The organism is Synechococcus sp. WH 7805, from assembly GCF_000153285.1.
Lineage (GTDB): Bacteria > Cyanobacteriota > Cyanobacteriia > PCC-6307 > Cyanobiaceae > Synechococcus_C.
In genome coordinates, this window is the sequence record NZ_CH724168.1 from 2564811 (window position 1) to 2589437 (window position 24627).

Annotated in this window: 28 protein-coding genes; 17 read left to right on the forward strand and 11 right to left on the reverse strand. The window is 58.7% G+C overall.

Going from position 1 to position 24627, the window contains the following annotated elements; all coding sequences use genetic code 11:
* Nucleotides 1–38 precede the first annotated feature (38 nt).
* The 6 genes from WH7805_RS13125 to folE all read left to right on the forward strand — a co-directional run bounded on the left by WH7805_RS13125 (nucleotide 39) and on the right by folE (nucleotide 5356).
* On the forward strand, nucleotides 39–884 hold the full coding sequence (locus WH7805_RS13125; RefSeq protein ID WP_006043624.1) for a creatininase family protein: 846 nt from the start codon (nucleotides 39–41) through the stop codon (nucleotides 882–884).
* Between the two features lie 49 nt (nucleotides 885–933).
* Complete coding sequence (locus WH7805_RS13130; RefSeq protein ID WP_006043625.1) at nucleotides 934–1665, forward strand: aldehyde oxygenase (deformylating); 732 nt, start codon at nucleotides 934–936, stop codon at nucleotides 1663–1665.
* 137 nt (nucleotides 1666–1802) lie between these two features.
* Entirely contained in the window at nucleotides 1803–2843 is a 1041-nt protein-coding gene (locus tag WH7805_RS13135) for a long-chain acyl-[acyl-carrier-protein] reductase (protein WP_006043626.1), read from the forward strand.
* Nucleotides 2844–2863: 20 nt separating this feature from the next.
* Nucleotides 2864–3853 (forward strand): acetyl-CoA carboxylase carboxyltransferase subunit alpha, encoded by a 990-nt coding sequence (locus WH7805_RS13140; protein ID WP_006043627.1) that lies wholly within the window; start codon nucleotides 2864–2866, stop codon nucleotides 3851–3853.
* A gap of 24 nt (nucleotides 3854–3877) precedes the next feature.
* Entirely contained in the window at nucleotides 3878–4585 is a 708-nt protein-coding gene (locus WH7805_RS13145) for an SDR family oxidoreductase (protein ID WP_006043628.1), read from the forward strand.
* 12 nt (nucleotides 4586–4597) lie between these two features.
* A complete protein-coding gene (folE, locus tag WH7805_RS13150; RefSeq protein ID WP_006043629.1) occupies nucleotides 4598–5356 on the forward strand; it encodes a GTP cyclohydrolase I in 759 nt (252 codons plus the stop codon).
* Between the two features lie 31 nt (nucleotides 5357–5387).
* Here folE and WH7805_RS13155 read toward each other — a convergent pair whose 3' ends face one another.
* Both WH7805_RS13155 and WH7805_RS13160 read right to left on the reverse strand, forming a co-directional pair.
* Nucleotides 5388–5879: a hypothetical protein gene (locus WH7805_RS13155; protein ID WP_038005543.1), complete on the reverse strand. Its 492-nt coding sequence runs from the start codon at nucleotides 5877–5879 to the stop codon at nucleotides 5388–5390.
* Between the two features lie 25 nt (nucleotides 5880–5904).
* Nucleotides 5905–6582: a phosphoribosylanthranilate isomerase gene (locus tag WH7805_RS13160; RefSeq protein ID WP_006043631.1), complete on the reverse strand. Its 678-nt coding sequence runs from the start codon at nucleotides 6580–6582 to the stop codon at nucleotides 5905–5907.
* A 72-nt stretch (nucleotides 6583–6654) separates the two neighbouring features.
* On the opposite strand from WH7805_RS13160, the gene WH7805_RS13165 reads away from it, so the two are divergent.
* On the forward strand, nucleotides 6655–7905 hold the full coding sequence (locus WH7805_RS13165) for a site-2 protease family protein (RefSeq protein WP_038005545.1): 1251 nt from the start codon (nucleotides 6655–6657) through the stop codon (nucleotides 7903–7905).
* On the opposite strand, the gene WH7805_RS13170 is transcribed toward WH7805_RS13165, so the two are convergent.
* On the reverse strand, nucleotides 7896–8669 hold the full coding sequence (locus WH7805_RS13170) for a lipoate--protein ligase family protein (protein ID WP_006043633.1): 774 nt from the start codon (nucleotides 8667–8669) through the stop codon (nucleotides 7896–7898). The two genes, WH7805_RS13165 and WH7805_RS13170, sit on opposite strands and share 10 nt — an antisense overlap.
* Between WH7805_RS13170 and WH7805_RS13175 the strand changes: the two genes are divergently transcribed.
* On the forward strand, nucleotides 8668–9447 hold the full coding sequence (locus WH7805_RS13175) for a sulfite exporter TauE/SafE family protein (RefSeq protein WP_006043634.1): 780 nt from the start codon (nucleotides 8668–8670) through the stop codon (nucleotides 9445–9447). The two genes, WH7805_RS13170 and WH7805_RS13175, sit on opposite strands and share 2 nt — an antisense overlap.
* A gap of 2 nt (nucleotides 9448–9449) precedes the next feature.
* On the opposite strand, the gene WH7805_RS13180 is transcribed toward WH7805_RS13175, so the two are convergent.
* From WH7805_RS13180 to WH7805_RS13190, 3 genes are all read right to left on the reverse strand, one after another.
* The gene (locus WH7805_RS13180; protein ID WP_006043635.1) at nucleotides 9450–10457 is read right to left on the reverse strand and encodes a hypothetical protein; all 1008 of its coding nucleotides are present in this window, start codon (nucleotides 10455–10457) and stop codon (nucleotides 9450–9452) included.
* Nucleotides 10458–10544: 87 nt separating this feature from the next.
* Nucleotides 10545–10955, reverse strand: coding sequence for a hypothetical protein (locus WH7805_RS13185; protein ID WP_006043636.1), 411 nt, complete (start codon nucleotides 10953–10955; stop codon nucleotides 10545–10547).
* Nucleotides 10956–11152: 197 nt separating this feature from the next.
* Entirely contained in the window at nucleotides 11153–11653 is a 501-nt protein-coding gene (locus tag WH7805_RS13190; protein WP_006043637.1) for a CRR6 family NdhI maturation factor, read from the reverse strand.
* Between the two features lie 78 nt (nucleotides 11654–11731).
* On the opposite strand from WH7805_RS13190, the gene psaM reads away from it, so the two are divergent.
* The 3 genes from psaM to WH7805_RS13205 all read left to right on the forward strand — a co-directional run bounded on the left by psaM (nucleotide 11732) and on the right by WH7805_RS13205 (nucleotide 13258).
* Entirely contained in the window at nucleotides 11732–11836 is a 105-nt protein-coding gene (gene psaM, locus WH7805_RS13195; protein ID WP_006043638.1) for a photosystem I reaction center subunit XII, read from the forward strand.
* Nucleotides 11837–11897: 61 nt separating this feature from the next.
* Nucleotides 11898–12239: a hypothetical protein gene (locus WH7805_RS13200; protein ID WP_006043639.1), complete on the forward strand. Its 342-nt coding sequence runs from the start codon at nucleotides 11898–11900 to the stop codon at nucleotides 12237–12239.
* A 68-nt stretch (nucleotides 12240–12307) separates the two neighbouring features.
* Complete coding sequence (locus WH7805_RS13205; RefSeq protein WP_006043640.1) at nucleotides 12308–13258, forward strand: protochlorophyllide reductase; 951 nt, start codon at nucleotides 12308–12310, stop codon at nucleotides 13256–13258.
* Here the strand turns inward: WH7805_RS13205 and bchL are convergent, their stop codons facing one another.
* The 3 genes from bchL to WH7805_RS13220 all read right to left on the reverse strand — a co-directional run bounded on the left by bchL (nucleotide 13259) and on the right by WH7805_RS13220 (nucleotide 17166).
* On the reverse strand, nucleotides 13259–14149 hold the full coding sequence (gene bchL, locus WH7805_RS13210) for a ferredoxin:protochlorophyllide reductase (ATP-dependent) iron-sulfur ATP-binding protein (protein ID WP_006043641.1): 891 nt from the start codon (nucleotides 14147–14149) through the stop codon (nucleotides 13259–13261).
* A 151-nt stretch (nucleotides 14150–14300) separates the two neighbouring features.
* Complete coding sequence (locus tag WH7805_RS13215; RefSeq protein ID WP_006043643.1) at nucleotides 14301–15887, reverse strand: ferredoxin:protochlorophyllide reductase (ATP-dependent) subunit B; 1587 nt, start codon at nucleotides 15885–15887, stop codon at nucleotides 14301–14303.
* A 4-nt stretch (nucleotides 15888–15891) separates the two neighbouring features.
* Nucleotides 15892–17166 (reverse strand): ferredoxin:protochlorophyllide reductase (ATP-dependent) subunit N, encoded by a 1275-nt coding sequence (locus WH7805_RS13220; RefSeq protein WP_038005550.1) that lies wholly within the window; start codon nucleotides 17164–17166, stop codon nucleotides 15892–15894.
* 137 nt (nucleotides 17167–17303) lie between these two features.
* Here WH7805_RS13220 and WH7805_RS13225 point away from each other — a divergent pair, with 137 nt between their 5' ends.
* On the forward strand, nucleotides 17304–17777 hold the full coding sequence (locus tag WH7805_RS13225; RefSeq protein WP_006043645.1) for a hypothetical protein: 474 nt from the start codon (nucleotides 17304–17306) through the stop codon (nucleotides 17775–17777).
* 14 nt (nucleotides 17778–17791) lie between these two features.
* Here WH7805_RS13225 and WH7805_RS13230 read toward each other — a convergent pair whose 3' ends face one another.
* On the reverse strand, nucleotides 17792–18199 hold the full coding sequence (locus WH7805_RS13230; RefSeq protein ID WP_006043646.1) for a hypothetical protein: 408 nt from the start codon (nucleotides 18197–18199) through the stop codon (nucleotides 17792–17794).
* A gap of 95 nt (nucleotides 18200–18294) precedes the next feature.
* On the opposite strand from WH7805_RS13230, the gene WH7805_RS13235 reads away from it, so the two are divergent.
* Nucleotides 18295–19080 carry a BMC domain-containing protein gene (locus WH7805_RS13235; RefSeq protein ID WP_006043647.1) on the forward strand — a complete coding sequence of 262 codons (786 nt, stop codon included), beginning with the start codon at nucleotides 18295–18297 and terminating at the stop codon, nucleotides 19078–19080.
* A gap of 2 nt (nucleotides 19081–19082) precedes the next feature.
* On the opposite strand, the gene WH7805_RS13240 is transcribed toward WH7805_RS13235, so the two are convergent.
* A complete protein-coding gene (locus WH7805_RS13240; RefSeq protein ID WP_006043648.1) occupies nucleotides 19083–19685 on the reverse strand; it encodes a non-canonical purine NTP pyrophosphatase in 603 nt (200 codons plus the stop codon).
* Nucleotides 19686–19952: 267 nt separating this feature from the next.
* Here WH7805_RS13240 and WH7805_RS13245 point away from each other — a divergent pair, with 267 nt between their 5' ends.
* From WH7805_RS13245 to WH7805_RS13260, 4 genes are all read left to right on the forward strand, one after another.
* Nucleotides 19953–20264, forward strand: a complete 312-nt coding sequence (locus tag WH7805_RS13245; RefSeq protein WP_006043649.1) for a BMC domain-containing protein — start codon at nucleotides 19953–19955, stop codon at nucleotides 20262–20264.
* 71 nt (nucleotides 20265–20335) lie between these two features.
* A complete protein-coding gene (locus WH7805_RS13250) occupies nucleotides 20336–21751 on the forward strand; it encodes a form I ribulose bisphosphate carboxylase large subunit (RefSeq protein ID WP_006043650.1) in 1416 nt (471 codons plus the stop codon).
* Nucleotides 21752–21810: 59 nt separating this feature from the next.
* A complete protein-coding gene (locus WH7805_RS13255) occupies nucleotides 21811–22152 on the forward strand; it encodes a ribulose bisphosphate carboxylase small subunit (protein ID WP_006043651.1) in 342 nt (113 codons plus the stop codon).
* A 101-nt stretch (nucleotides 22153–22253) separates the two neighbouring features.
* Nucleotides 22254–24620: a CsoS2 family carboxysome shell protein gene (locus WH7805_RS13260; RefSeq protein ID WP_006043652.1), complete on the forward strand. Its 2367-nt coding sequence runs from the start codon at nucleotides 22254–22256 to the stop codon at nucleotides 24618–24620.
* The last annotated feature ends 7 nt before the right edge of the window (nucleotides 24621–24627 follow it).

Below are 24627 nucleotides of genomic sequence, written 5' to 3' on the forward strand. Positions count from 1 at the left end.
CTTGATCAGCCACTTTGACAGGAAATGGTGAAGTGCCGATGGAATGCTCGGACTCCCGCGGGTCGCGACGGCTTGATTTTCTGCATTGGCCTGATGCCGCGTCAGGGCTGAAAGCTCACCGTTCAACGCTGGTCTGGCCATTCGGAGCCCTGGAACAGCACGGCCCTCAGCTGCCTCTCGCCACAGATGCTCTCTTCGCGGAGCAGATCCTCAACAGGGTGCTGGAGTCACTCCCTGCCCAATGGCCGATCTGGTCCCTCCCGCCTCAGTCCATCGGTCTGTCTCCTGAACACCGCGGCTTTCCTGGAACCCTGAGCCTCAGTGCCGACCTGCTGATCCGGTTGGTCGTGGAGGTGGGGGAGCAGTTGGCGGACCAGGAGGTGAAGCGACTTGTGCTGTTCAACGCTCATGGTGGGCAGATTGGATTGCTTCAGACCGCGGCCAGGGAACTGGCGGTTCGGGCTCCTTCGATGGCCGTGCTCCCCTGCTTTCTGTGGAGTGGGGTCCCTGGGCTCGAGGCCTTGATCCCGCGCCAGGAGCTGCAGAACGGATTGCACGCAGGGTTGGCAGAAACAAGTCTCATGCTGGCGCTTGCCCCTGATCTCGTTGGCGTGGAGCGCCCCTGCGACGGCCTTCAATTCTCCACGCCTCCTCCCGACGGATGGAGCCTCGAGGGTGCCGCCCCTTGTGCCTGGTTCACAGCCGACATCAGTCACAGCGGAGTTGTCGGAGACAGCCGTGGGGCCGACGCATTCCTTGGGCAGCGTCTGCGTGAGGTCCTGATTGAGCACTGGACCGGCCTCTTCAAAAGCCTGATGACTTCTGACTGGCCGCCCTCTGCCGACGCCAGGCGTGTGAGAGGACCATCAACCGAACATCCATAGTGGGTTGCACTAGTTACAGTCAGTCGCATCGATGAATACGGAAAGATCCATGCCGACCCCTGTCACCTCCGAGGTCGCCGTCCTTGACGAGCAGGCTGGGTCCGCTTCGCTGCTCCCCGACTTTTCCAGCGAAGCCTATAAAGACGCTTACAGCCGGATCAATGCGATCGTGATTGAAGGTGAGCAAGAAGCTCATGACAACTACATCTCACTGGGCACATTGATCCCTGATCAGGCCGATGAACTGGCTCGCCTCGCCAGAATGGAAATGAAGCACATGAAAGGATTCACATCCTGCGGACGCAATCTGGGTGTTGACGCAGACATGCCTTTCGCAAAAACTTTCTTCGCTCCCCTTCATGGCAATTTTCAGACGGCTCTGAAGGACGGAAAAGTTGTGACCTGTCTGCTCATACAGGCGTTGCTGATTGAAGCTTTCGCAATCTCCGCATATCACATCTACATACCAGTTGCTGATCCGTTTGCACGCAAGATCACTGAGGGTGTGGTGAAGGATGAATACACCCATCTCAATTATGGTCAAGAGTGGTTGAAGGCCAATTTCGACGCAAGCCGCGAGGAATTGATGGAAGCCAACAAAGTGAATTTGCCGCTGATCCGTTCAATGCTCGAGCAGGTGGCCGAGGATGCCGCTGTCCTCAAAATGGAGAAGGAAGATCTGATTGAGGATTTCCTGATCGCTTACCAAGAGGCGCTTGAACAGATTGGATTCACCTCGAGAGATATCGCTCGGATGGCTGCTGCGGCACTCGCGGTCTGAACCCGGAAACCTCGATCAGGTCCGGTTCTCCCACAGTCACGTTGTGCACAACACGTGCCAACGTGGGACCATGATCTATCAGCCCACCTTCGCGTGAGCTTCTGTTCCATGCGTTCACACACGACCGTCGGCGGCATATGTTTGGTCTGATTGGACATTCCACAAGTTTCGAAGCCGCCAGGCGGAAGGCTTCCGACCTTGGGTTCGATCACATTGCCGAGGGAGATCTCGATGTGTGGTGCAGTGCTCCTCCTCAGCTTGTGGAGCATGTCGAAGTCACCAGCCCCACAGGTAAATCCATCCAGGGTGCCTACATCGATTCCTGCTTCGTGCCGGAAATGCTGAGTCGTTTCAAGACAGCACGACGCAAAGTGCTCAATGCCATGGAGCTCGCCCAGAAAAAGGGGATCGACATCACGGCTCTTGGCGGATTCACATCGATTATTTTCGAGAATTTCAACCTGCTTCAGCATCAGCATGTGCGCAGCACAACCCTGGCTTGGGAGCGTTTCACTACGGGGAATACCCACACGGCCTGGGTGATCTGCAGGCAGGTTGAAAACAATGCTCCGTCTTTGGGCATCGATCTCAAAAAGGCCTCGGTTGCTGTTGTTGGAGCGACCGGCGACATCGGCAGTGCTGTGTGCCGCTGGCTCTCCTCCCGAACCGGGGTGGCTGAATTGTTGCTCGTGGCCCGGCAACAGAAACCACTTGAAGATCTCCGGGATGAGCTGGGTGGCGGTCGGATTCTCAGTCTCGAGGACGCCCTGCCGGAAGCTGATGTGGTGGTTTGGGTTGCCAGCATGCCGCGCACCCTCGAGATCGATGCGTCACGACTGAAAACACCCTGTCTGATGATCGATGGTGGTTACCCCAAAAACCTTGATGCCCGTGTGGCTGCCAAGGGTATTCACGTTCTGAAGGGAGGGATTGTTGAATTCTTCACTGATATTGGATGGTCGATGATGGAAATAGCAGAGATGGAGAAACCTCAACGGCAGATGTTTGCTTGCTTTGCCGAAGCCATGCTCCTCGAGTTTGAGTCGCATCACACCAACTTCAGCTGGGGGCGGAACAACATCACGCTTGAGAAGATGGACTTCATCGGTGGAGCGTCCGTTCGCCATGGTTTCTCCACCCTCAATCTGCAAGGCCTTCCGCAGGCTGCTGCTGCCTGACCTCACTCTCCCGAACCGCAATGCCACGCCGTCCGCTTCTCGAGTTTGAGAAACCCCTGGTCGAACTCGAACAGCAGATCGAACAGATCAGACAGAGAGCGAGAGATTCTGAGGTTGATGTCAGCCCTCAGCTCCAGCAGCTCGAAACATTGGCCGCACGTCGTCGTGAGGAGATTTTTAAATCCCTGACACCCGCTCAAAAGATTCAAGTAGCCCGTCATCCCCACCGCCCAAGCACGCTGGATTACATCCAGATCCTGTGTGATGACTGGGTTGAGCTCCATGGGGATCGGCGTGGCAGTGACGATCAGGCTCTAATCGGAGGTATTGGTCGTTTGGGAGATCGTTCAGTGATGTTGATCGGACATCAAAAAGGACGGGATACCAAAGAAAACGTGGCACGGAATTTCGGGATGGCGACGCCTGGTGGCTATCGCAAAGCCCTCCGGCTGATGGATCATGCCGATCGCTTTCATCTGCCGATTCTTTCGTTTATCGATACCCCCGGAGCCTATGCGGGCTTGCTCGCCGAGGAACAGGGCCAGGGAGAGGCGATTGCCGTGAATCTGCGCGAGATGTTCAGATTTGGAGTGCCGATTATCGCCACAGTGATTGGTGAAGGTGGATCCGGTGGCGCTCTGGGTATCGGTGTTGCCGACAGGCTGCTGATGTTCGAGCACAGCGTCTACACAGTTGCGAGTCCTGAGGCCTGCGCTTCCATTCTTTGGCGTGATGCCGCCAAAGCCTCGGAAGCGGCGACAGCTCTCAAGATCACGGGCCCGGATCTGCTCAGTCTTGGTGTTGTGGATGAGGTGCTGCCTGAGCCAGTCGGCGGAAATCATTGGGCACCACTTGAGGCTGGTGAAATCTTGCGAGAGGCGCTCTCCCGAAATCTTGAGGCCCTGCTCGAGCTTTCCGAGCAGCAACTGAGAGAGCAGCGCTACCGCAAATTCCGGGCCATGGGGCATTTTCTTGATGGCTCATCGACGGAAGTCGTCTCAGATGACTAGGGTGCTGCAGCTCGCGCGGATTCATTGCCTTCCGTACTGATTACAGGTGCATCCCGGGGAATTGGTCACGCAGCTGCAAAAGCATTTGCAGAGGCTGGTTGGGATCTCCTTCTGGTTTCACGAAGTGAGGCGGCTCTTCAGTCCCTTACGACGGAACTCTCAGCCAGTGGAGTCCGAGTTGTTTATCAAGCCATTGACCTCACTGACCCTTCAGTCATCGCTCCGGGTCTGCAAGATCTCCTCAACCAGGGTCTGCGTCCTTCGGTACTGATCAACAATGCGGGTGCGGCCTGGACTGGTGATCTGCTTGCCATGCCTCTTGATCGTTGGGCGTGGCTCATGCAGCTCAATCTCACAAGCGTTTTTCAAGTCTGTGCAAGCGTGGTTCCGGCCATGCGTCCCGCGGGCGGTCTTGTTATCAATGTCAGCAGCCATGCGGCACGTAACGCGTTCCCAGGTTGGGGGGCCTACTGCACTGTTAAAGCTGCTCTGGCAAGTTTCACTCGCTGTTTAGCAGAAGAGGAGCGGACGAATGGGATCCGCGCTTGCACGCTCACCCTCGGAGCTGTTGACTCGTCACTCTGGGATTCGCCCACAGTGGAGAGCAATTTCGACCGCCGTGCCATGCTTCCCGTGAATCAGGCAGCTGCCGCGCTCCTGCACCTTGCTCAGCAACCCGCCACTCAGGTCATCGAAGACCTCACCCTGATGCCGGCCACCGGCGCATTCTGATCACAGCTCGATATGACTTCCACTCTTCCTGTCTCCACCAACGGCAACGGTTCCGTATCCCAGAACGGAAAGTTACCTGCTCTAGATTCGCGCGTTTCCGATCGCATCCGTGCGCGATTGCGGGAACAGGATGTGTCGTTTCTAGCCAATGACAATGTGGCTGACCACATCCTCCCTGGGGAGTTGGATGATTTGCAGGTTGAAGTTGCGGATCGTGTTCGTGATCTCCTTCATGCCTTGGTGATCGATATCGAGAACGACCACAACACTGCGGAAACAGCAGAACGAGTGGCGAAGATGTATCTGCACGAAGTTTTTAAGGGTCGCTATCATCATCAGCCAAAAGTTGCAAGTTTCCCTAACGTTAAAAGGCTTGATGAGATTTATACAGTTGGGCCCATCACTGTGCGTTCTGCCTGTTCTCACCACTTGGTGCCGATCATGGGTAATTGCTGGATCGGCATCAAGCCTGGCGAGAGAGTCATTGGCCTCTCCAAATTCACAAGAGTTGCTGATTGGGTTTTTTCAAGACCTCATATCCAGGAAGAAGCTGTGATGATTCTGGCCGATGAGATTGAGCGACTTTGCGAACCGCAGGGTTTGGGGATCATCATCAAAGCCCAGCACTACTGCATGAAATGGCGCGGCGTGAAAGAACCCCAGACCAGCATGGTGAATTCAGTGGTTCGGGGCGATTTCCGTCATGATCCCAGCCTTAAACAGGAATTCTTTGAGCTCGTTCGCCAGCAGGAAGCTCTTCTAAGTACCTAAGGCAGATATTTTTACGGTTCTCTTTGGCTCCTTAGTTCCTGACAGGTCCGATCACATTGCTAGAAATCCGCTGGGCTTTCCCGTCAGAAGTTTCTACAACGAGAACGGCCATTAGTTGATCTCCGCGATCGCTTGAACGAATGCGGTAAGTACTTTCGCTGACGTTATCGACCAACTGCCAATTTCCTTGGTCGCTTCGTCGATACCAATGGATGTGGACTTCATCGAATCCTCCACCTTGAAGCATCAACTCAGCCTTGATCAGCTGCCCTTCTTTGGCTTCGCCGATCAGTTCAAAGCGTTTTAATCCTTCGATCGCTTGCTCCAGCTGACCTTCGGTCCTTACGTCACGGTTGATCCTGCCGTCCAAAACCTGAATTTGCTGCTGGGGATCGGCTGTAAGTCCTGGAACGCACTGCAGGCTTCCGTTTTCGAGACGGCATCCAGGAAGTAGCCCCTGGGCTGACGTCCCTGCTGACAGGCCTGCTGTGATCACCATGAGCAGCGTTGGAAGTCGAAGCATGAAGCTGTGACTCAGAGCCTTCAAGCTATTTGAGCCTTCTGGCTCTGTCTTCCACAGAGTTCACGAGAGCGCGCACGCGGTTGAGATCCTTCACTCCGGGACGCACTTCCAACCGGCTTGATGCGTCTAATCCATAAGGATGGATCTTGTCCAAGCTCGGTACCCATTCTGCGCAGACCCCACCGGCCAGCCACCAGGGGGGACCACCTGCGAGTTGATCTTGCACCCGCTTGAGCCAGGTCGGGTTCAGCTGGTGCCCCGTTCCCCCCAGTTGGTTGGAGCTCCAGGCATCAATTAGCAGTGCATCCACATGGCTCCAGTAGCGCTTGATCGTCTCGAGATCCGCATCATCACGAGGGCGCAGTGCCTTCCACCAGCGGATGCTCGGATGTCTGGAGCGGAGATCCGCGCAGCGTGCTTCTGATTCCTGACCATGAAGTTGAACCACCGAAGGCGTTCCCTGGCCGCTCAGGACTTCGTCGAGTTCATTGTCATCGGGGTCAGCAGACACCCAGACGCGCTCAACGTTTGATTGAGAGGCCAACTTGGCATAGATCTCCCTTCGCCTCTCGGAAGAGACGCAGCGTGGCGTTCCCTGCACTCCGATCACCCCGATGGCCTGCACCCCCAAGGCCGCGATGGCGCAAGCCTGAGCGCTGTCGGTCAGACCGCAGATCTTGAGGTGCAGGGCTTGGCCAACCATGGCGAGAAGCGACGATCGCAATCCTTTCTAGGATCATGGAATTGATGGCGACCGGCTTTGCCGGCGAATCTCTTGGCTGATGGCTGGCAACTGATGCGTATCGGTGGCATCCCGCTGCGGGTCCATCCCAGCTGGTTCATCATTTTGGTTCTCTTCACCCTGGCGTTCCAGAGTGAAGTGGCTCAGCTTCCGGAGGCGCAAGGGCTGCTCTGGGCTAGCTGGTTAACGGGTTTCCTGACCGCTCTTTTGCTGTTTGTCTCCGTTCTGCTGCATGAGCTGGGGCATTCGGTGATGGCGATCCGCGAGGGCGTCAAGGTCAGCAGCATCACCCTGTTCCTGCTCGGGGGTGTAGCCAGAGTTGAAAAGGAATGTCCCACGCCGATGGGGGCCTTGCGGGTCGCGGCGGCAGGGCCAGCTGTGAGTCTGCTTCTTGCCGCTGGTCTGCTGGCCAGCGTGCAGGCAGCCGGACAGGTGAATCCGCTGCTGGGAAATCTGGTTGCAAAGCTCGGTTGGCTCAATCTCATCCTTGCCCTGTTCAACCTGCTGCCCGGCTTGCCCCTCGATGGTGGTCTGATCCTCAAGGCCCTTGTCTGGCAGTGGACCGGCAGCCAACGCAAGGGCATCCAGGTGGCAACGGCCAGCGGACGTTTCCTATCGCTTTTGGCGATGGTGATTGGGTTTTGGTTGATCTTCAAAGGTGCCGTCTGGCCAGGCCTTTGGTTGGTGATGCTCGGTTGGTTTGGCATGGGGGCCTCACGCAGCCAAACCCAAACTCTTGCTTTGCAGCAGGTTCTTCAAAACGAGACTGTCGGCAAGACGGCGTCCCGACGTTTTCGTGTTGTTGAAGCCGATCAGCCCCTGCGCACGCTGAGTCAGATGAGGCTTGGGGCTGTGGAGACGGATGATCCCCGCCTTTCCGACTGGGTTCTGGTCTGCAGGAACGGTCGATGGGTCGGATTCATCACCGATCAACCCCTCAAAGACCTCCCTGTTCAGCAATGGGATCGGCAGACGATCAGCGATCATCTGCAGCCTTTGGACCTCTTGCCCTCAATCCAACAGTCATCGCCACTTTGGAAGGCGGTCCTCGCGCTTGAGAAGAGTGATCAGGGTCGTCTGCTTGTGCTGGGCCCCGCAGGACTCCCCGACGGCACCCTTGATCGCAGTGAGCTTGGTGAGGCCGTGCTTCGTGGGTTGGCTGTGAAGCTTCCTGATGCCATGTTGGAAAGCTCGAGGCGGAACAACACCTACCCCCTTGGTCTGCCCCTGCTGCAAGTGGTCAACAGCATGCAGGCGTCAGGACTTCTCAAGCGTCAGGCCTGATCCGGTTCAAGGCAGTAACGGGTCGTGAGCTTGTCCATCTGCCGAATCTCCTCTTGGGATAGATCTTCCTCGCGCCAATTCAGACCTGGGTTGAGTGTTTGGAACGACTGCTTCAGAGCGAGCTCAAGGCTTGCTGGCGAGGGTGCCGAGGGCGTCCAGCGGGGGGGAGAGGATGCAAACACAGCCTCCCAGAGGCCTTCATGTGGATCCAGGGGGATTTCCCCGTGCTGAAGCAGGTGACCCCGTTTCCAGAATTGGGCACTGCCGATGCGTTTGCAGCCGCCGGAATCGACCAAATCCGCTGTTGTGGACTGCGCAAAACAGTCAGCAACGATTGTGGTCGCTGAGGCAACCCCGGGCTTGAGATGCAGGCCCAGGACCTCCAATCCCTCTTGAAGGCACTGGTTCACCTGGGCATAAGCCTGCCGGCGTTGACGGGGTGGATCGGCCCAGATCAGGGCATAGGTGAGTCCGCCGGCATGCAGCACGGCGCCACCTCCGCTCGGGCGCCTTACCAGATCCAGGTCGCCGGCGGCGGCGAGCTGTCGCCACTGCTCGGTCGGGGGCCCCTGGTGGCGCCCTAAGGAGAGGGTGGGGCGACGCCATTGATAAAAACGCAGAATCAGGGCGTCAGATCCGCCGCTGCAGCTCTGCTCCAGAAGCAGGGCGTCAAGAGCCATCTGTTCAGCACCGCTGCGGCTCTGGGTCGGCACAAGCCGGGCTGGGCGGCGTCTGCCGGGCGGGCAAGATGCAGGCAGCGTCATGACAGCGATGACTTTGGCAGAAGGTCTAGTGGTTCTGCCGATGGGATTGCTCGCGGGAGCCCTGGCAGGCCTGCTGGGCATCGGCGGAGGGCTGATTTTCGCGCCTCTGCTGCTGTGGATGGGGCTGACCCCGCATCAAGCCCTGGCCACCAGCACCTTTGCCATTGTTCCCACCGCCATCGGCGGAAGTTTCACCCATTGGCGGAGCCGTTCCTTGCCGCTGAAGGCTGCCTTTGTGATCGGCCTGACGGCCTTCGCGACCGCACTGATCTTCAGTCGTCTGGGAGGTCTGGTGGCCGGCTGGCACCTCCTGGCCCTGCAGGCCTTGTTGTATCTGGTGCTGGCCGGCTCAATCCGAGCTGATCGTGAGACGGCTCCGCAAACTGATGGGCAGCGTCCTTCTCCCTGGGGGTTGTCTGCTGTTGGAGCTGTGGCCGGTCTGTCCGGAGGACTGCTGGGTCTGGGCGGAGGTCTGTTGATGGTGCCCCTGATGGTGAGTGGACTGTCGATGCCCATCCGTCAGGCCATTCGACTGAGCACCTTGGCCGTGGCCTGTTCAGCCAGTGCGGCTTCGCTCCAGTTTCTCCAGGAAGGACGGGGACTTGCTTCGATGGGGTTGCTGTTGGGAGGTGTCGCTGCTGTTTCAGCCCAGTGGACTGCATCTCGCCTGGATCGCGTCAGGCCAGGAACGCTGGCCTGGCTTCTGCGGCTTCTTGCATTCCTGCTGGCCATCGACAGCGGACGACGGGCCATCACACTTGCACTGCAACTGAACTGAACTCAGCCCCCAGTCCATGCGATTAGCGGCTGGAGGCCGAGAGCGATCACAAGGCTGACAATCACGCCGATGAATGCTTTCCAGAGATCACTGCCGATGATCTTGCCGAGATTGCCTCCGGACCGATTGGTGAACACGTATTCGAATTCCTGTTCTTTGATGCGTAGGGCGATCTCACGTCCACCGAGCAGACCCAGGAAGACCCATGTTGTGCTTAATGGGAAGCTGCTCAGAAATGCCTTGTACAACAGGCAAAGCCCGAACATGAAATCAATCACCGTGGCTGAACGCAGATCAGCGGTGTTTGTTTTCGAGCGAAGTACACCCTGAATTGGACCACCTCCGATGGCCACGAGCACGCAAAGACCAATGCAGAGAATGGCGGTGCAGATCAGCATCGGGAATAACCCGAGATTGCGTGGCAGAAAGACGAAAATGTTGGCGAGATCCTGAACCATCCACATGCTCCAGAGGAAGCCGGTGGAGAACCACTGCAGGCCATACCAAACCTTGTTGAAATCCTTGCCCTCCTGGGTACGCCGGAAGACCCAACGCTCCAGCAGCCACAGACCAAGCCCCCAGGCCGCCAGACCGAGACAGAACGCCAAGAAATACCCGGAGAGAGAGCTTTCGAGAAGTTTGGGAATGTTCTTGGGAACAAACGCTGAAAGCACCAGGAAGGATGTGCTCACGGGTGCACCCCAGGCGGTGAGGCCCAGCACCGCAAGCGGAGGAATGATGTAAACCCAGGTGAAGTTTTCAGGAGTTGGGAATTTTGCCAGCCGTCCCCAGGCCGGGTCGCCGCCGTTAATGGACCAGCCGAGCATCAGCACGAAGATCGTGACCATGCAGATGAAGATCATCTGCACCACCTTGGGAGTGCGTTTTTTGTTGGATGAAATGTAAGTGCCCAGTGTCTGAAGCGAATCGTTCGCCACCACTGAATAGGCAGCTAACAAAAAGCCAATAATCATCCAGATGTTGGCGTCCATCGATCCAAGGAATTCCATCCGTTTTTAGGGACCGTTCTGGGGTGCTTGTGTGATGCGTACAACACGTGGATTGTTCGCAAATTGCGTGCTGTCTTCTTTCGAGAATTAGTTCAACACGGTTAGTGATTGGATCTGGGACATTTTTGCCCAGCTTGCGAGGGCCTCCAGTGAGGTGCGATCTGGAAGACAGACGCAGCCACTGCCGGGGTTACAACCATGGATGCCCAAGCCGGAGCGGGTTGTTTCGAAGCGTGGCGTCAGGGTGAACCAGATGTCGTCTCCCCAGGCTTCAGGTAGACCCAAGGAGTAGTTGCCTGCAGGCAGGGGGGCTCCATTGCCGGGAGACCAGCGGCGATCGAGTGATTGGCTGGAAGCAAACCCGCTCACGGCCTCCCAGCTGGCCAGAAGTCGATCGTCTTGATGAAGCTCCAGTAACCAGAGGCGTTCTCCATCCGGACGTTCGCGTTCAGTGCGTCGAGCCGACAAAGAGAGAGGAGCTTGGCTCAGATTGGCCATAAGTTCTGGCGTTGGGCCGAGCTGCCCCGGTGGCGGAGGTTCCTGTGGCTGTGATTCTGATATCGCTGCAGGGATGGAGGCTCGCGCTGGTGCTGGGGATGTGAGGGCTTGTTCTGGTGGCGACCGCCTCAAGCAGCCCTGGAGAAGAACCCCCGCCAGCATGAGGCAGCACCATTGATATCTGGCTCTTCTCGGGGTCATCGCGCCTGGTCCAGCAGCTCCCAGAAGCCCCCATCCAACTCGAAGCCGAGGCTTGCCGCCATCAAGGAGAGATTGCCGCGTTGGTGTCCAGGAATCCCTGCATCTGCCCCATGCTGATCCAGAACCATCAGTCGGTGAGTGATCCAGAGCTCAAGGGCCTGAGGGTCGAAGCGGATTCCATCGCTCGGGCGAAAATCATGGGGAACGAGCATGGCCACATGCTGAACGAGGCAGCCCTTCGGGCGATCCAGCAGGAGTGGTAGCCAGGGATATTTGGCGTCAGCTCTTAAAGCCCAAAGTCTGGGTTCTGCACATTCACTCAGCTCCCGAGGATCTTCTGCCGGACGGGGCCATTCATAAGTCAACTCGAGAACAGCTCCGTCGTTCAACAGCTTGGTCAGGGGCTTGTCCATCCAGCTGTCTAGGGCCCTCAGATCCAGTCGTTGAATCGCATCTGCGCCAATGGTCAGCGAAGACTGATGGCATCCGGCTTCCATAAAGGTGTGACAGGCCTTTGCGAATGATGGCGCTCGAAGGGGGCTTGGCGAAAGAATGCAAGGGTTTCGAGGTTCGTCATGGTCAGCTCCATCACCCAGGCCGAAATCTTCATCGCTCTCGTGGTCGCTGCCCATGCAGGGGTGCTCGCTGTGCGTTTGTGCGTCAGCCTTTACCGAGCCTGAGCGGTCGATGACCCCTGCATGATCCCCTTGGCACGGTGTTATCCCTGCGTTACAAGCGGGCATGCGAAAAGCTGTTTCAGAACCGACCGACGCAGCCACTCTGGCTGCGCTCCTTCAACGGCAAAATGACCGCAGAGAGAAATTTTGCAGCTCTCTCGCGTTGTCAGTGAAACTCGGACTCATGCTCCTGGGCGTCGTGAGTTTGATTCGCCTTTCCATGGCTTACCAGGAGCGACTCGAACGGCATGGCGAGATGGCTGCTGTCGTTGATGTAGAAACATCCAAGCTCGAAAACCTGCAGCGGCGCTTCGACGCTTTTTTCACTCTGGGCGGTGATGATCGCCTAATGGATGAACAGGATCAGTGGATCGCACCGAACCGCCTGAGAGTGATCTGGCGCTGAGTTTCGTGATCCTGCGGTGAGCGCTGCAGCACTGAAGGGCAGACTGGCTTCCTTTCAAGGGTTTTGAGATGTCCATGCCCGGCACCGTTCTGATCACCGGCACCACATCGGGTGTGGGCCTGAATGCCACACGTGCATTGGTGAGTCGAGGCTGGACGGTGATCACAGCCAACCGCAGCCCACAGCGGGCTGCGGCGGCTGCAGACGAACTGGACCTTCCAAAAGAGCGGCTGCAACACGTGTTGATGGATCTTGGAGATCTCGAGAGTGTGCGCCAAGCCGTTGATGCTCTGCCCGAGACGTTGGACGCTGTGGTTTGTAATGCAGCGGTTTATAAACCCAAGTTGAAGCAACCGGAGCGTTCGCCTCAGGGCTACGAAATTTCAATGGCCACCAACCACTTCGGCCATTTCCTTCTGGTACAGCTGCTGTTGGGTCGCCTGCAGAACTCCAGTCACCCCTCAAGGCGGGTCGTGATCCTTGGCACCGTCACGGCCAACTCCAAGGAACTAGGCGGCAAAATCCCCATTCCCGCTCCTGCTGATCTGGGAGATCTATCCGGTTTCGAGGCCGGTTTCAAAGACCCCATTGCGATGGCCAGTGGCAAGCCTTTCAAGCCCGGCAAGGCCTATAAAGACAGCAAGCTCTGCAACATGATCACCACGCAGGAGTTGCATCGCCGCTTGCACGCGGACATGGGGATCACCTTCACGTCGCTCTACCCCGGTTGCGTGGCGGATACTCCGCTGTTCCGCAACACACCCAAGGCCTTCCAGACAATTTTTCCCTGGTTCCAGAAGAACATCACTGGCGGCTATGTCTCTCAAGCGTTGGCGGGAGAACGGGTTGCCGACGTTGTCGCCAATCCCGACTTCGCCGAATCGGGCGTGCACTGGAGCTGGGGCAACCGGCAGAAGAAAGATGGGCAGCAATTCAGCCAGGAGCTGTCAGATAAGGCTACCGACCCAGACACCGCTCGACGGGTCTGGGAACTGTCGATGCAGCTGGTGGGACTCTGATCAGTCGAAGCCGAGCAGGTCGAAGATCTCTCGGTCCTTCAGCGATGTGGCTTCGAGGGGCTGCACGTTCTCGAGCATGTTCTGCGCCAGACGCAGATATTCCTGGCGAACGGCCTGAACTCCCTCATCTGCATCATCCATTTCAAAAATGGTGCACTTCTTGAGACGCGACCGTCGAATGGCGTCGACATCTTTGAAGTGCGCCATGGTGCGCAGGCCCGTGCGCTCGTTGAATTTGTCGATCTGATCAGTGTCAGCTGAGCGGTTGGCCACGACTCCCCCGAGCCGCACCTTGTAGTTCTTGGCTTTGGCCTGAATCGCCTGAACGATCCGGTTCATCGCGAAGATCGAATCGAAATCGTTGGCGGTGACGATGAGGCAGTAATTGGCGTGCTGCAGGGGGGCGGCGAAGCCACCGCAGACCACATCGCCGAGCACATCGAAGATCACCACATCGGTGTCTTCCAGCAGGTGATGTTCCTTCAGCAACTTCACCGTCTGGCCGGTGACGTAACCGCCGCAACCGGTACCTGCGGGCGGGCCTCCGCTTTCCACACATTTCACTCCGTTGAAGCCTGTGAAAACGAAGTCCTCTGGACGCAGTTCCTCGCTGTGGAAGTCCACTTCCTCAAGGATGTCAATGACCGTCGGCACCATCTTGTGGGTCAGCGTGAAGGTGCTGTCGTGCTTGGGATCGCAGCCGATCTGAAGCACCCGCTTGCCAAGCTTGGAAAACGCGGCCGAGAGATTGGAGGAGGTGGTGGACTTGCCGATGCCGCCCTTGCCGTAAACGGCGATGACCAGGGTTTCCTCTTCGATGTTCAGCGAGGGGTCCTGATGGACCTGAACACTGCCGTCGCCATCAACAGGACGCTTCAGGGTCGTGGTCATGCAGCGACCTTTGCACAATGGATCAATGTCATTCAACAGCAGCGGATGTGTTCTGTCTGTGATTCAGCAGTAAATGAAAGATCTGCTTTCAGAAGCTTTAGCTTCACTGTTGATTATTGGTTGATTGGGTTAAATAATTGAGTGGAAATGCTCATGCTTTGTAGTGGGCTTTGGCGTCATAGAGCGTTTCGCTGCTGATTTCCTTGCATCCCACCTCCTTGGCATACGACTCGGCATTGCGGCGAACTTTCCCACGCACAAAGAAGGGGATCTTCTTCAATTCGGCTTCGCCATCGGCGGTCCAAACCAGTTGGCCGGATGAGGCCTCGTGATGGCTGTCAATTTCGTTTGAGACCTCAGTTCCGTTCTCAGCTCCCGCACCTCCTTGGTGCCCCAAATGACTTTGGTGCCCATCCACAAACTCGAAGTCGTGGCGGAACATGCCGATCAGGTGCTCCTCCAGGCCCATCATTAATGGGTGGACCCAGGCATCGAAGATCACATTCGCGCCTTCCCAGCCCATCTGAGGGCTGTGGCGTGCAGGAACATCCTGAACATGCATCGGGGTGCTGATCACGGCGCAAGGAATCCCAAGCCGTTTAGCGCTGTGCCGTTCCATCTGGGTACCCAGGACGAGTTCGGGAGCCGCTTCGGCCATGGCTGCCTCGACCGCCAGATAGTCATCGCAGATCAGGGCCTCAAGACCCAGCCTTTTGGCAGCGGCACGAACAGGTCTGGCCATTTCCCGGCTGTAGGTACCCAGCCCCACCACGGTGAATCCAAGTTCTTCGCTGCAGATCCTTGCTGCGGCAATGGCGTGGGTGCCGTCGCCAAAGATGAAGACCCGCTTGCCTGTGAGATAAGTGGAATCGACAGACTCGGAATACCAGGGCATGCGGGATCGCTGGTATCCCTCTGCAGCCTCCGGGGGGGCCATCCCAAGCAGGGCATGCACCTCCACAAGAAAGTCGTGGGTTGCCCCCATTCCGATCGGCACCGTTTTGCTGAAAGGGATTCCGAAGTTGCGTTCCAGCCAGCTGCAGCTGGATTCAGCCACTTCCGGATAGAGGCACACATTCAAGTCAGCCTGGGGCAGTCGAAGAATGTCCTTCACCCCTGCACTCAGCGGCGCGACAACGCCAACGTCGATGCCGTGAAGTGATAGCAGTCGCTGGATTTCAAGAACATCGTCTCGACAACGGAAACCAAGCAGGGACGGCCCGAGCAGATTCACCCGTGGGCGACGCCCTTCCTGCTTCCAGGCTTTCACGTCATGGTTCGGCTGCGGCGGGACGGTTTGTTTCAGCAGCCCTCGCACCAGTTGGTAGAAGGTCTCAGCAGCTCCCCAGTTCTCTTTCTTGCTGTAAGCGGGAAGCTCCAGGGTGACCACGGGCATCGGTAATCCCATTCCCTGCGCCAGAGCACCGGGCTGGTCTTGGATCAGTTCGGCCGTGCAGCTTTCTCCCACAAGCAGAGCATCGGGTTGAAAACGATCGGCTGCTTCTTGCACGTGCCGCTTGACCAGTTCTGCGGTGTCGCCTCCCAGATCTCTGGCCTGAAAGGTGGTGTAGGTCACCGGTGGTCGTTGCCCGCGACGTTCGATCATCGTGAACAGAAGATCGGCGTAGGTGTCGCCCTGCGGTGCATGAAGCACGTAGTGAACTCCTTGCATTGAGGCGGCGATGCGCATGGCACCCACATGGGGGGGGCCTTCGTAAGTCCAGAGCGTCAGTTCCATCGAATCAAGCGTGAACGGGGTGATCGGAGGGCGTTGGGTGCAGAGCCGGGTGGATCAGTTGGCGTCTGTGCAGTGGGCGTGAAAACAGTTCTGCAAGATCGCCGGCCTGGTCGATGCCGTGGATCGGACTGAACACCAGTTCAATCGACCATTTGGTTGTGATCCCCTCCGCTTCCAGGGGGTTGGCGAGTCCCATCCCACACACCACCAGATCCGGGCGGCCGGCGCGCACGCGATCCAGCTGCCGTTCCACGTGCTGCCCCTCCACAACGGTTGTCCCATCAGGAAGCAGGGCCAGTTCTTCGACCATTTGTTCGCGATTGAGATAAGGAACGCCCACCTCAACCAGCTCCATGCCGCATTCCCTGTGCAAAAAGCGGGCCAATGGAAGTTCAAGTTGGGATTCCGGCAGCAGGAAGATGCGCTTTCCAGCCAGCACCTCACGATGGGGGGCGAGGGCGATCCGGGCCCGTGCTTCGAGAGGATCCAGAACTTCTCGGACGCTGGCTTCCGGACACTGGAAGTTGGCTGCGGCAGCTTCCATCCAGCGTCGGCTGCCCTCGGCGCCTAGTGGGAAGGGGGCTTTGAGCACCGTGGCGCCCCGGTCACGCAGCAACCGTGCGGTTTCGGTGAGGAAGGGCTGCGTCAGCAGCACCGTGGTACCGGGCCCCACCGGTGGCAGCTCAGAGGACTGGCGCGGCGGGAGACTGCGAACGGTCTCGATGCCGAGTTTCGAGAAGAGGTGGATCAGGCGATCCTCCACGGCATCAGCCAAGGTGCCCACCAGGAGAAGCTGGCGGGCGTCGCTGGCCGGCAGCAGAGGCACGAGTGCAGCCAGGGCTCCGTCTTCCCCCTGGGTGAAGGTTGTTTCGATGCCGCTTCCCGAATAATTCACAACCCGGACGCGCCCCTGGAGCTCTTCGTTGAGGCGTTCGGCGGCTCGGGCGAGATCCAGCTTGATGACTTCGCTTGGACAAGATCCCACCAAGAAAAGGGTGCGGATTTCTGGGCGCCGTTTTAAGAGTTCCCGGGCAACCCGGTCGAGCTCGTCGTGGGCATCAGCCAGACCAGCAAGATCACGCTCGCTGAGAATGGCGGTGCCGAATCGAGGCTCGGCAAAAATCATCACGCCGGCGGCGCTCTGGATCAGGTGCGCGCAGGTGCGGGATCCCACCACGAGGAAGAAGGCATCGGGCATGCGGCGGTGCAGCCACACGATCGACGTCAGGCCGCAGAACACCTCCCGAGGCCCGGACTCCTTGAGAAGATTGGCGCTCATTTCGCCTGCGTCCACAGATCCTGTTCTCACCATGGCGCTGGAATCCCAAAAGGGGCCAACTGCCTGAAACTCTTTGGGATCGTGACGGTTCGAATCTGGAAATCTGACTACATTTCGACCGACGACCGGACGAATCCATGTCCTCGCTGCGCGTCCTCTCGGCGGCCTTAGCCCTTGGCCTGGCACTTGCGGCCTGCCAGTCCGCTGAGAAGAAAGCGGCCATGGATGAAGTGAAGGTTGCGCGAGGTGTTGAGGCGGTTTGTGCTGCTCAGGCGGATGTTGATGACGCCGTGGTCGCGGTCAAGGCGCTTACAGCTGAATCCACCGTTGCCGAGGCCGAGAAAGCAGGCGAAAAGCTCAACAACGCACTGTCCGCACTGAACAAGGCTGAAGATCAGCTGGTGAAGGCAGAGGTGAAGGAGTACCGCGATCAGGTTGAAATCTTCCGTCAGGCCGTCAATGACGTCAGTAAGAACAAAAATCTCACCCTTGCCGAAGCTGCCGATCAGTTGAAAGGCAAGGCTGCACCTGTGGTGGCCGCACGCGAGCAGCTGGCTGCGAGCACCGTTTGTGTGGCTGTGGAAGATGACTCCATGAAGGATCCCTCCTAAATGCGATTCGTCGTTCAGAGGCGACGGCGGAAGCGGTCATCGCCATAGCTTCCGCCCGATCTCTCGTCAGAAACTTCGATTTTCGTGAGCCGCCAGACATTGCGGCTCACGCGCTTGGCGCACAGCCCACCGCGCTCTACCTGTTCGGTTCCAGGTCGGGCACCGAGCAGGAAACCCACTTCCGCAGTACTCAGTGGTGCTCCGGTCTCCAGAGCCAATGCGGTGAGCTCCAGCCGTTGCCGCAGTTGATGCAGGGTCTGGGCTTTGTTTTCGTTTTGGGATGGCAACCAAGGCAGTTCGGCGTGTCCTTCTCGGGCCAAACGCTGCATCAGGCCATAGCTCACCAGTCCGAGCGCCTGTTCGGCATTCAGTTCAGTGGCTGGATTTCCATCGTTCAGGCGGGGCTCCTGTGTCGAGGTCATCGGTCTTGATGCATGTGGGCTGAAGGTATCGGCTGGCTTCAGCGACGCAAGCGCAAAGCCCTTGCTCACAGTCGGCTTCCGGTAAGATCCGCGCCATGAATCGTTTCGCCGGCTTCGATGCCAGGGAGCGGCGCGTCGGCGGCAGCGCCCTCGTTACCGGTACGGAAGTTCATCCTTCCGCGAGTGGAGCCAGCTGCGTTGTTACCACTGATTCCGAATCGTCACGCTTTACCCGCCGAAACAGCCATGTGCAGTCGATCGAACTGCGCACGCATGTCTTCATTGACTCCCTCCAGCCCCAACTAGCGGCGTATATGGGGTCTGTCAGCCAAGGTTTTCTTCCGATCCCAGGAGATGCCTGTCTCTGGATGGAAGTGTCACCGGGAATGGCCGTTCATCGTGTCACTGACATCGCCCTGAAGGCCAGCAATGTGCGGCTCGGACAGATGGTGGTGGAGCGGGCTTTCGGCTCCATGGCCTTGTATCACCGCGATCAGAGCACAGTGCTTCACTCCGGAGATGTGGTTCTCGAGGCGATCGGCAGCTCCATCGACCAGCGCAGTCCGGCTGAGGTGAGCTGGACTGAGGTGATTCGTGCGATTACACCTGACCATGCGGTGCTGATTAATCGGCAAAATCGACGGGGCTCGATGATTGAGGCGGGGATGAGCATGTTCATCCTCGAAACGGAACCAGCTGGTTACGTGCTGATCGCAGCCAATGAAGCCGAGAAGGCTTCCAACATCACATTGGTGGATGTGAAAGCGGTGGGTGCATTCGGACGTCTCACCCTGGCGGGGCGAGAAGGTGATGTTGAAGAGGCCGCTGCCGCCGCCATGCGAGCCATCGACTTGGTGAATCGACGTTCAACACTGCGCTGATTTCAGTCCAAATTGAGGCGTCTACGCAGGCCTTGAGCCAAATTGCGTGCGGCTTTTCCGCGACTGCCCAGCCTCGAGAGCTGGGAGGCGTTGAGTTGGCCGTAACTGCAGCCTGCTTCACGAACCCAGAACAGGGATTCAATCCCTCCACCCGGATAGGCAGGGGTATGGAGCAATTCACCCCAGCAGAACCCTTCAGCTTCCTCATCACAGGTCCCCTCCGGTGAGCAGAGCACCATGGCGCTGCGGAAGCATGCGCTTCGGTAGGGAATGTCGGCCATCGCCGCTTGAAGGCGTTCCAGCTTGTCGTGGTCCGATGCGGCGAACCTTGCCGTGAAGAGCCCAGGAGCACCGTCAAGAGCGTCGACTTCCAAGCCGGAATCGTCGGCAAGCGCCCAGCATCCTGTTCGCAGAGCGGCGGCGAGAGCTTTCAGGCGAGCGTTTTCGAGATAAGTGCTTCCTGTTTCCTCCACATCAAGATCCGCAGGCTGGCGGCTCACGTCCACGTTGATCGGACCGAGCATGGCTTCAATCTCCGCCACTTTGTGTGGATTGCCACTGGCGATGATCAGCCTGCGCAAAGAACCCCCTCTGAAGGGTTCCATTGTGTGGGATCAACGGGGCAACCAACCCCCTCTTGAGGCATGTTTTTTTGTAAACAAAGACTTTTGCCGTCGTCGGCAACCCAATGTGTTCAGGTGCTCACGCGATACACCAGCAGCTGTTCCCATCAGTCATAGACAGGCTGATCAGTGGAGCTTATGAAGTTCACTATGGACAGTGATCTCGAGAGTTCTCCAGATCGCTTGACGGCCAGGCCTTTGGCAGAGCAGGCTCAGCGGCGAACATTCCACCCCCTTTCCCGGTAGGCAATGGCTAACGAAACCATGGGCATCGCCCTCGGCATGATCGAGACCCGCGGTCTGGTCCCCGCCATCGAGGCAGCTGATGCCATGACCAAGGCTGCCGAAGTGCGCCTGATCGGTCGTGAGTTCGTCGGCGGCGGCTACGTCACCGTTCTGGTGCGCGGCGAAACCGGCGCTGTGAACGCTGCTGTGCGTGCTGGCGCCGATGCTTGCGAACGTGTCGGCGACGGCCTGGTCGCTGCTCACATCATTGCCCGCCCCCACCGCGAAGTAGAGCCTGCTCTGGGCAACGGCAACTTCATCGGTCAGAAGGACTGAGATCTTCCGCTGAGCCTCTGATGAGGCACGCGAACGTCTCAACCTCTTCACCGACCTAACGGAGATTTCCCATGAGCAAGAAGTACGACGCTGGGGTCAAGGAGTACAGGGATACCTACTGGACTCCTGATTACGTCCCCCTCGACACCGACCTGCTGGCCTGCTTCAAGTGCACCGGCCAAGACGGTGTGCCCAAGGAAGAAGTTGCCGCTGCTGTGGCTGCTGAATCCTCCACCGGCACCTGGTCCACTGTGTGGTCCGAGCTCCTCACCGATCTCGACTTCTATAAAGGCCGTTGCTACCGCATCGAAGACGTCCCTGGTGACAAGGAGTCTTTCTATGCCTTCATCGCCTACCCCCTCGACCTGTTCGAAGAGGGTTCCATCACCAACGTTCTGACCTCCCTGGTCGGCAACGTGTTCGGTTTCAAGGCTCTTCGCCACCTGCGCCTGGAAGACATCCGCTTCCCGATGGCGTTCATCAAGAGCTGCTACGGCCCGCCGAACGGCATCCAGGTCGAGCGCGACCGGATGAACAAGTACGGACGTCCACTGCTGGGTTGCACCATCAAGCCGAAGCTCGGCCTGAGCGGTAAGAACTACGGCCGTGTTGTCTATGAGTGCCTGCGCGGTGGTCTGGACTTCACCAAAGACGACGAGAACATCAACTCCCAGCCCTTCCAGCGTTGGCAGAACCGCTTCGAATTCGTTGCGGAAGCCATCAAGCTGTCCGAGCAGGAGACCGGAGAGCGCAAGGGTCACTACCTCAACGTGACCGCCAACACTCCCGAAGAGATGTACGAGCGCGCTGAGTTCGCCAAGGAACTCGGCATGCCGATCATCATGCACGACTTCATCACCGGTGGCTTCACGGCCAACACCGGTTTGTCGAAGTGGTGCCGCAAGAACGGCATGTTGCTGCACATCCACCGCGCCATGCACGCGGTGATCGACCGTCACCCCAAGCACGGCATCCACTTCCGCGTTCTGGCCAAGTGTCTGCGTCTGTCCGGTGGTGACCAGCTCCACACCGGCACCGTGGTCGGAAAGCTGGAAGGTGATCGTCAGACCACCCTCGGCTACATCGACCAGCTGCGCGAATCCTTCGTGCCCGAAGACCGCAGCCGCGGCAACTTCTTCGATCAGGACTGGGGTTCCATGCCTGGCGTGTTCGCCGTTGCTTCCGGCGGTATCCACGTGTGGCACATGCCTGCCCTGGTCACCATCTTCGGCGACGACTCCGTTCTGCAGTTCGGTGGTGGTACCCACGGTCACCCCTGGGGTTCCGCTGCAGGTGCTGCGGCCAACCGCGTGGCCCTCGAGGCCTGCGTCAAGGCCCGCAACGCCGGCCGTCATCTCGAGAAAGAGAGCCGCGACATCCTTATGGAAGCCGGCAAGCACAGCCCTGAGCTGGCGATCGCCCTCGAGACCTGGAAGGAGATCAAGTTCGAGTTCGACACCGTCGACAAGCTCGACGTTCAGAACTGATCGTTTCTACGGCCGGTTGATGCAACCGGCCCAACCCTTTTTTTACAACCAGGATCCCCATGCCTTTCCAGAGCACCGTGGGTGACTATCAAACAGTCGCCACCCTGGAGACCTTCGGCTTTCTCCCGCCGATGACCCAGGACGAGATCTACGACCAGATCGCGTACATCATTGCCCAGGGTTGGAGCCCGCTCGTCGAGCACGTCCACCCCAGCAACTCCATGGCCACGTACTGGTCCTATTGGAAGCTCCCCTTCTTCGGTGAGAAGGACCTCAACGTTGTTGTGAGTGAGCTCGAGGCTTGCCATCGCGCTTACCCCGACCACCACGTTCGCATCGTCGGTTACGACGCTTACACCCAGAGCCAGGGTGCCTGCTTCGTGGTTTTCGAAGGACGCTGATCCTTCGAACCTTTGGTTCCGAGCCCTGAACTGCTCAGGGCTCCAGTTTTTTCAGGAGGGGCAGGTGCCCCTCCACTTCACGACGACACCCTCGGGCGGACATGGCAAGACTTTCCAGTCGCGAACTCGCACTCGAGCGCCGCAAGGCGCTGACCACCTCCGGTAAGAAGTCCTCTGTGGCTGCAAGAGATGGTGCCAATCGCGTGCGCACTGCCGCCGACGCACGTCCCACCCGTACGGAGGCTGCTGCCGCTGTTGAGCCCACTGCTCCAGCTGTTGCCGCTCCCGTGAAACCCAAGGTGTCGTTTACACCGGCGTCCCCTTCCCGCAGTTCTCAGGTGAAGCCCCAGCGTCATCCCAGCCGGGATCTAGTGCTGGCCCGTCGTGAGGCCCTGTCGCGCCGCGGTAAGACCGCTGACACCAGCCGCGATCGCAGCCGAGCAGATGTCGCCCGTCAAACCAAAGCGGCTGCACCAGCGGCTGCACCAGCGGAATCCACCAAGAGCTGTGGCTGCGGTGGCAAGCGTGCTGTTGAGAAGACTGCACTGACTTCACTGAGTGCATCGGCACCCAAGCTGTCCGCTCGCACGGAGCGTCGTTCAGCGACGCCAAAGCGTCGCGCTATCGAGAACCCGAGTCGTGCTCTTGTGCTCGCTCGACGAGACGCCATGTCGAAGCATGGCAAAACCGCAGGTAAACAGCCCACTAGTGCTGCGGCTGTGGCTCGCCAGGCCAATCCAGACCTCACCAGCCGAGAGCTCGCTCAGCAGGTGCGCGAGCTGCGCACGAAGGCCGGTGCCCGCAACAAGCAAAGCGCCGGTGTGACCCGGCCCACTGGCCCGAACCGTCACGGTGCCAAACAGGCTGCTGCTGCCGATGCGCATTGGAAGGTGGGTGAAAGCACCACCACCTCAGGCCAGACCGTCACAGGCACGCAAGCCAACCGTTCGGTCAAGACCACTGGCAACGAAGCCAGCACTTGCCGTTCGATCACGGGTACCGAATATCTGGGCGCTGAGGTGTTCCAGACGTTCTGCCAGCAGGCACCTGAGCCCACCACCCCCGCCAAGGTGCGAGTGTCCGCCACCAGTCATGGCAACCGGGTCACCGGTAACGAGGTTGGTCGCTCCGACAAAGTCACCGGTGATGAGCCCGGGACTTGCAAAAACGTAACGGGTACTGAATACATCTCGGCCAACCAGTCCGCTGCCTACTGCGGTAGCTCGCAGGTTTCACCTCGCAAGGTGGGCCATAGCCTCACCCAGCAAGGGCGTCCTGTGAGTGGGGTGATGGTGGGCCGTTCCTCCAGTGTCACCGGTGATGAGGCTGGCGCTGGCCGCAATCTCACCGGTGATCAATACCTCGGGTCTGATCCCCTCCCTGACGGTCGTCCTGCCGCCAAGGTTGGCCTGTCGGGAACTCTCTCCGGCACAGGTGTCACCGGCACCATGGTGGGCCGGTCCTCTCAGGTGACAGGCGATGAGTTCGGCTCATGCCATCGCGTGACTGGCGATCAATACATCAGTGCAGAACAGGTGAATGCCTTCTGCGGCAGCAAGCCTGAACCTGAAGCTGCCAAAGTCGGCTTCAGCATCACCAACCGCAACCAGGTGGTGAGCGGCACCCGCACCGGTCGTTCGGAGCGTGTGACTGGCGATGAGCCCGGCAGTTGCCAGGCTGTCACCGGCACTCCCTATGCAGGTCTTGAGCAGGCCGGCCAACACTGCGGTACTCCAGCTGTGCAGGCCATTCGCGAACGCACCCCTGTGCGTCTCGGTACGCCGTCGGCAGCCATGACCGGTATTCAGCCCGGTGTGGGTGGTGTGATGACGGGCGACGAAAAAGGTGCCTGCGAAGCTGTCACCGGTACTCCCTATGTGGGCGCAGACCAGCTTGCCCAGGCCTGTGGTGATGAATCTCCCGCAGGTACAGAGACCCACGGTCAATCCCCCGAGGGTGCAGCCTGGACTCGCTTCAGCGTGATGTCCCCTGCCCGCGCCGCCCAGCAACAGCGCGATGCCCAGGGTGCTGTCACTGGAACTTCTTACGAGCAGGGCAACCGCATCACCGGCCCTTTTGACATGGCCGGTGGCAAGGTCACCGGCACCGAGCAGTTCCGCTTCGACAATCGCGAATTCCAGCGTCGTCATTTTCAAGCCACTCCGCCAGTGGCTGAGGCTCCGGTGACCATGGATGAGGATCTACGTCAGGTCTCCCGGGTCACCGGTGAAGGTTCAGCGAGGAAAGTGACTGGTGATGACTGGGACCGTGGTGAGCACGTCACCGGCACCGAGGGCGCTTCCGCCCGTCGGCGCAATCCCAGCCGCACCGGGGCGATGGGTGCGATGCCACCTTTCGAGCGCAAGCGCAATCAAGAAACCGACTGGCCTGTCAGTCGTGTCACAGGTTCCAGCGGCAATACCGACAAGGGATCTCTGATCACAGTGTCTGGCGGCGCACGGGGTTGAGGATCTG

Excerpts from the sequence above, each read along its gene's own strand:
- WH7805_RS13125 (WP_006043624.1), top strand. The coding sequence starts at position 39 with ATGGAATGCTCGGACTCCCGCGGGTCGCGACGGCTTGATTTTCTGCAT.
- WH7805_RS13130 (WP_006043625.1), top strand. The coding sequence starts at position 934 with ATGCCGACCCCTGTCACCTCCGAGGTCGCCGTCCTTGACGAGCAGGCT.
- WH7805_RS13135 (WP_006043626.1), top strand. The coding sequence starts at position 1,803 with ATGTTTGGTCTGATTGGACATTCCACAAGTTTCGAAGCCGCCAGGCGG.
- WH7805_RS13140 (WP_006043627.1), top strand. The coding sequence starts at position 2,864 with ATGCCACGCCGTCCGCTTCTCGAGTTTGAGAAACCCCTGGTCGAACTC.
- folE (WP_006043629.1), top strand. The coding sequence starts at position 4,598 with ATGACTTCCACTCTTCCTGTCTCCACCAACGGCAACGGTTCCGTATCC.
- WH7805_RS13155 (WP_038005543.1), bottom strand. The coding sequence starts at position 5,879 with ATGCTTCGACTTCCAACGCTGCTCATGGTGATCACAGCAGGCCTGTCA.
- WH7805_RS13160 (WP_006043631.1), bottom strand. The coding sequence starts at position 6,582 with ATGGTTGGCCAAGCCCTGCACCTCAAGATCTGCGGTCTGACCGACAGC.
- WH7805_RS13175 (WP_006043634.1), top strand. The coding sequence starts at position 8,668 with ATGACAGCGATGACTTTGGCAGAAGGTCTAGTGGTTCTGCCGATGGGA.
- WH7805_RS13170 (WP_006043633.1), bottom strand. The coding sequence starts at position 8,669 with ATGACGCTGCCTGCATCTTGCCCGCCCGGCAGACGCCGCCCAGCCCGG.
- WH7805_RS13180 (WP_006043635.1), bottom strand. The coding sequence starts at position 10,457 with ATGGAATTCCTTGGATCGATGGACGCCAACATCTGGATGATTATTGGC.
- WH7805_RS13185 (WP_006043636.1), bottom strand. The coding sequence starts at position 10,955 with ATGGCCAATCTGAGCCAAGCTCCTCTCTCTTTGTCGGCTCGACGCACT.
- WH7805_RS13190 (WP_006043637.1), bottom strand. The coding sequence starts at position 11,653 with ATGGAAGCCGGATGCCATCAGTCTTCGCTGACCATTGGCGCAGATGCG.
- psaM (WP_006043638.1), top strand. The coding sequence starts at position 11,732 with ATGGTCAGCTCCATCACCCAGGCCGAAATCTTCATCGCTCTCGTGGTC.
- WH7805_RS13200 (WP_006043639.1), top strand. The coding sequence starts at position 11,898 with ATGCGAAAAGCTGTTTCAGAACCGACCGACGCAGCCACTCTGGCTGCG.
- WH7805_RS13205 (WP_006043640.1), top strand. The coding sequence starts at position 12,308 with ATGTCCATGCCCGGCACCGTTCTGATCACCGGCACCACATCGGGTGTG.
- bchL (WP_006043641.1), bottom strand. The coding sequence starts at position 14,149 with ATGACCACGACCCTGAAGCGTCCTGTTGATGGCGACGGCAGTGTTCAG.
- WH7805_RS13215 (WP_006043643.1), bottom strand. The coding sequence starts at position 15,887 with ATGGAACTGACGCTCTGGACTTACGAAGGCCCCCCCCATGTGGGTGCC.
- WH7805_RS13220 (WP_038005550.1), bottom strand. The coding sequence starts at position 17,166 with ATGAGCGCCAATCTTCTCAAGGAGTCCGGGCCTCGGGAGGTGTTCTGC.
- WH7805_RS13225 (WP_006043645.1), top strand. The coding sequence starts at position 17,304 with ATGTCCTCGCTGCGCGTCCTCTCGGCGGCCTTAGCCCTTGGCCTGGCA.
- WH7805_RS13230 (WP_006043646.1), bottom strand. The coding sequence starts at position 18,199 with ATGACCTCGACACAGGAGCCCCGCCTGAACGATGGAAATCCAGCCACT.
- WH7805_RS13235 (WP_006043647.1), top strand. The coding sequence starts at position 18,295 with ATGAATCGTTTCGCCGGCTTCGATGCCAGGGAGCGGCGCGTCGGCGGC.
- WH7805_RS13240 (WP_006043648.1), bottom strand. The coding sequence starts at position 19,685 with ATGGAACCCTTCAGAGGGGGTTCTTTGCGCAGGCTGATCATCGCCAGT.
- WH7805_RS13245 (WP_006043649.1), top strand. The coding sequence starts at position 19,953 with ATGGCTAACGAAACCATGGGCATCGCCCTCGGCATGATCGAGACCCGC.
- WH7805_RS13250 (WP_006043650.1), top strand. The coding sequence starts at position 20,336 with ATGAGCAAGAAGTACGACGCTGGGGTCAAGGAGTACAGGGATACCTAC.
- WH7805_RS13255 (WP_006043651.1), top strand. The coding sequence starts at position 21,811 with ATGCCTTTCCAGAGCACCGTGGGTGACTATCAAACAGTCGCCACCCTG.
- WH7805_RS13260 (WP_006043652.1), top strand. The coding sequence starts at position 22,254 with ATGGCAAGACTTTCCAGTCGCGAACTCGCACTCGAGCGCCGCAAGGCG.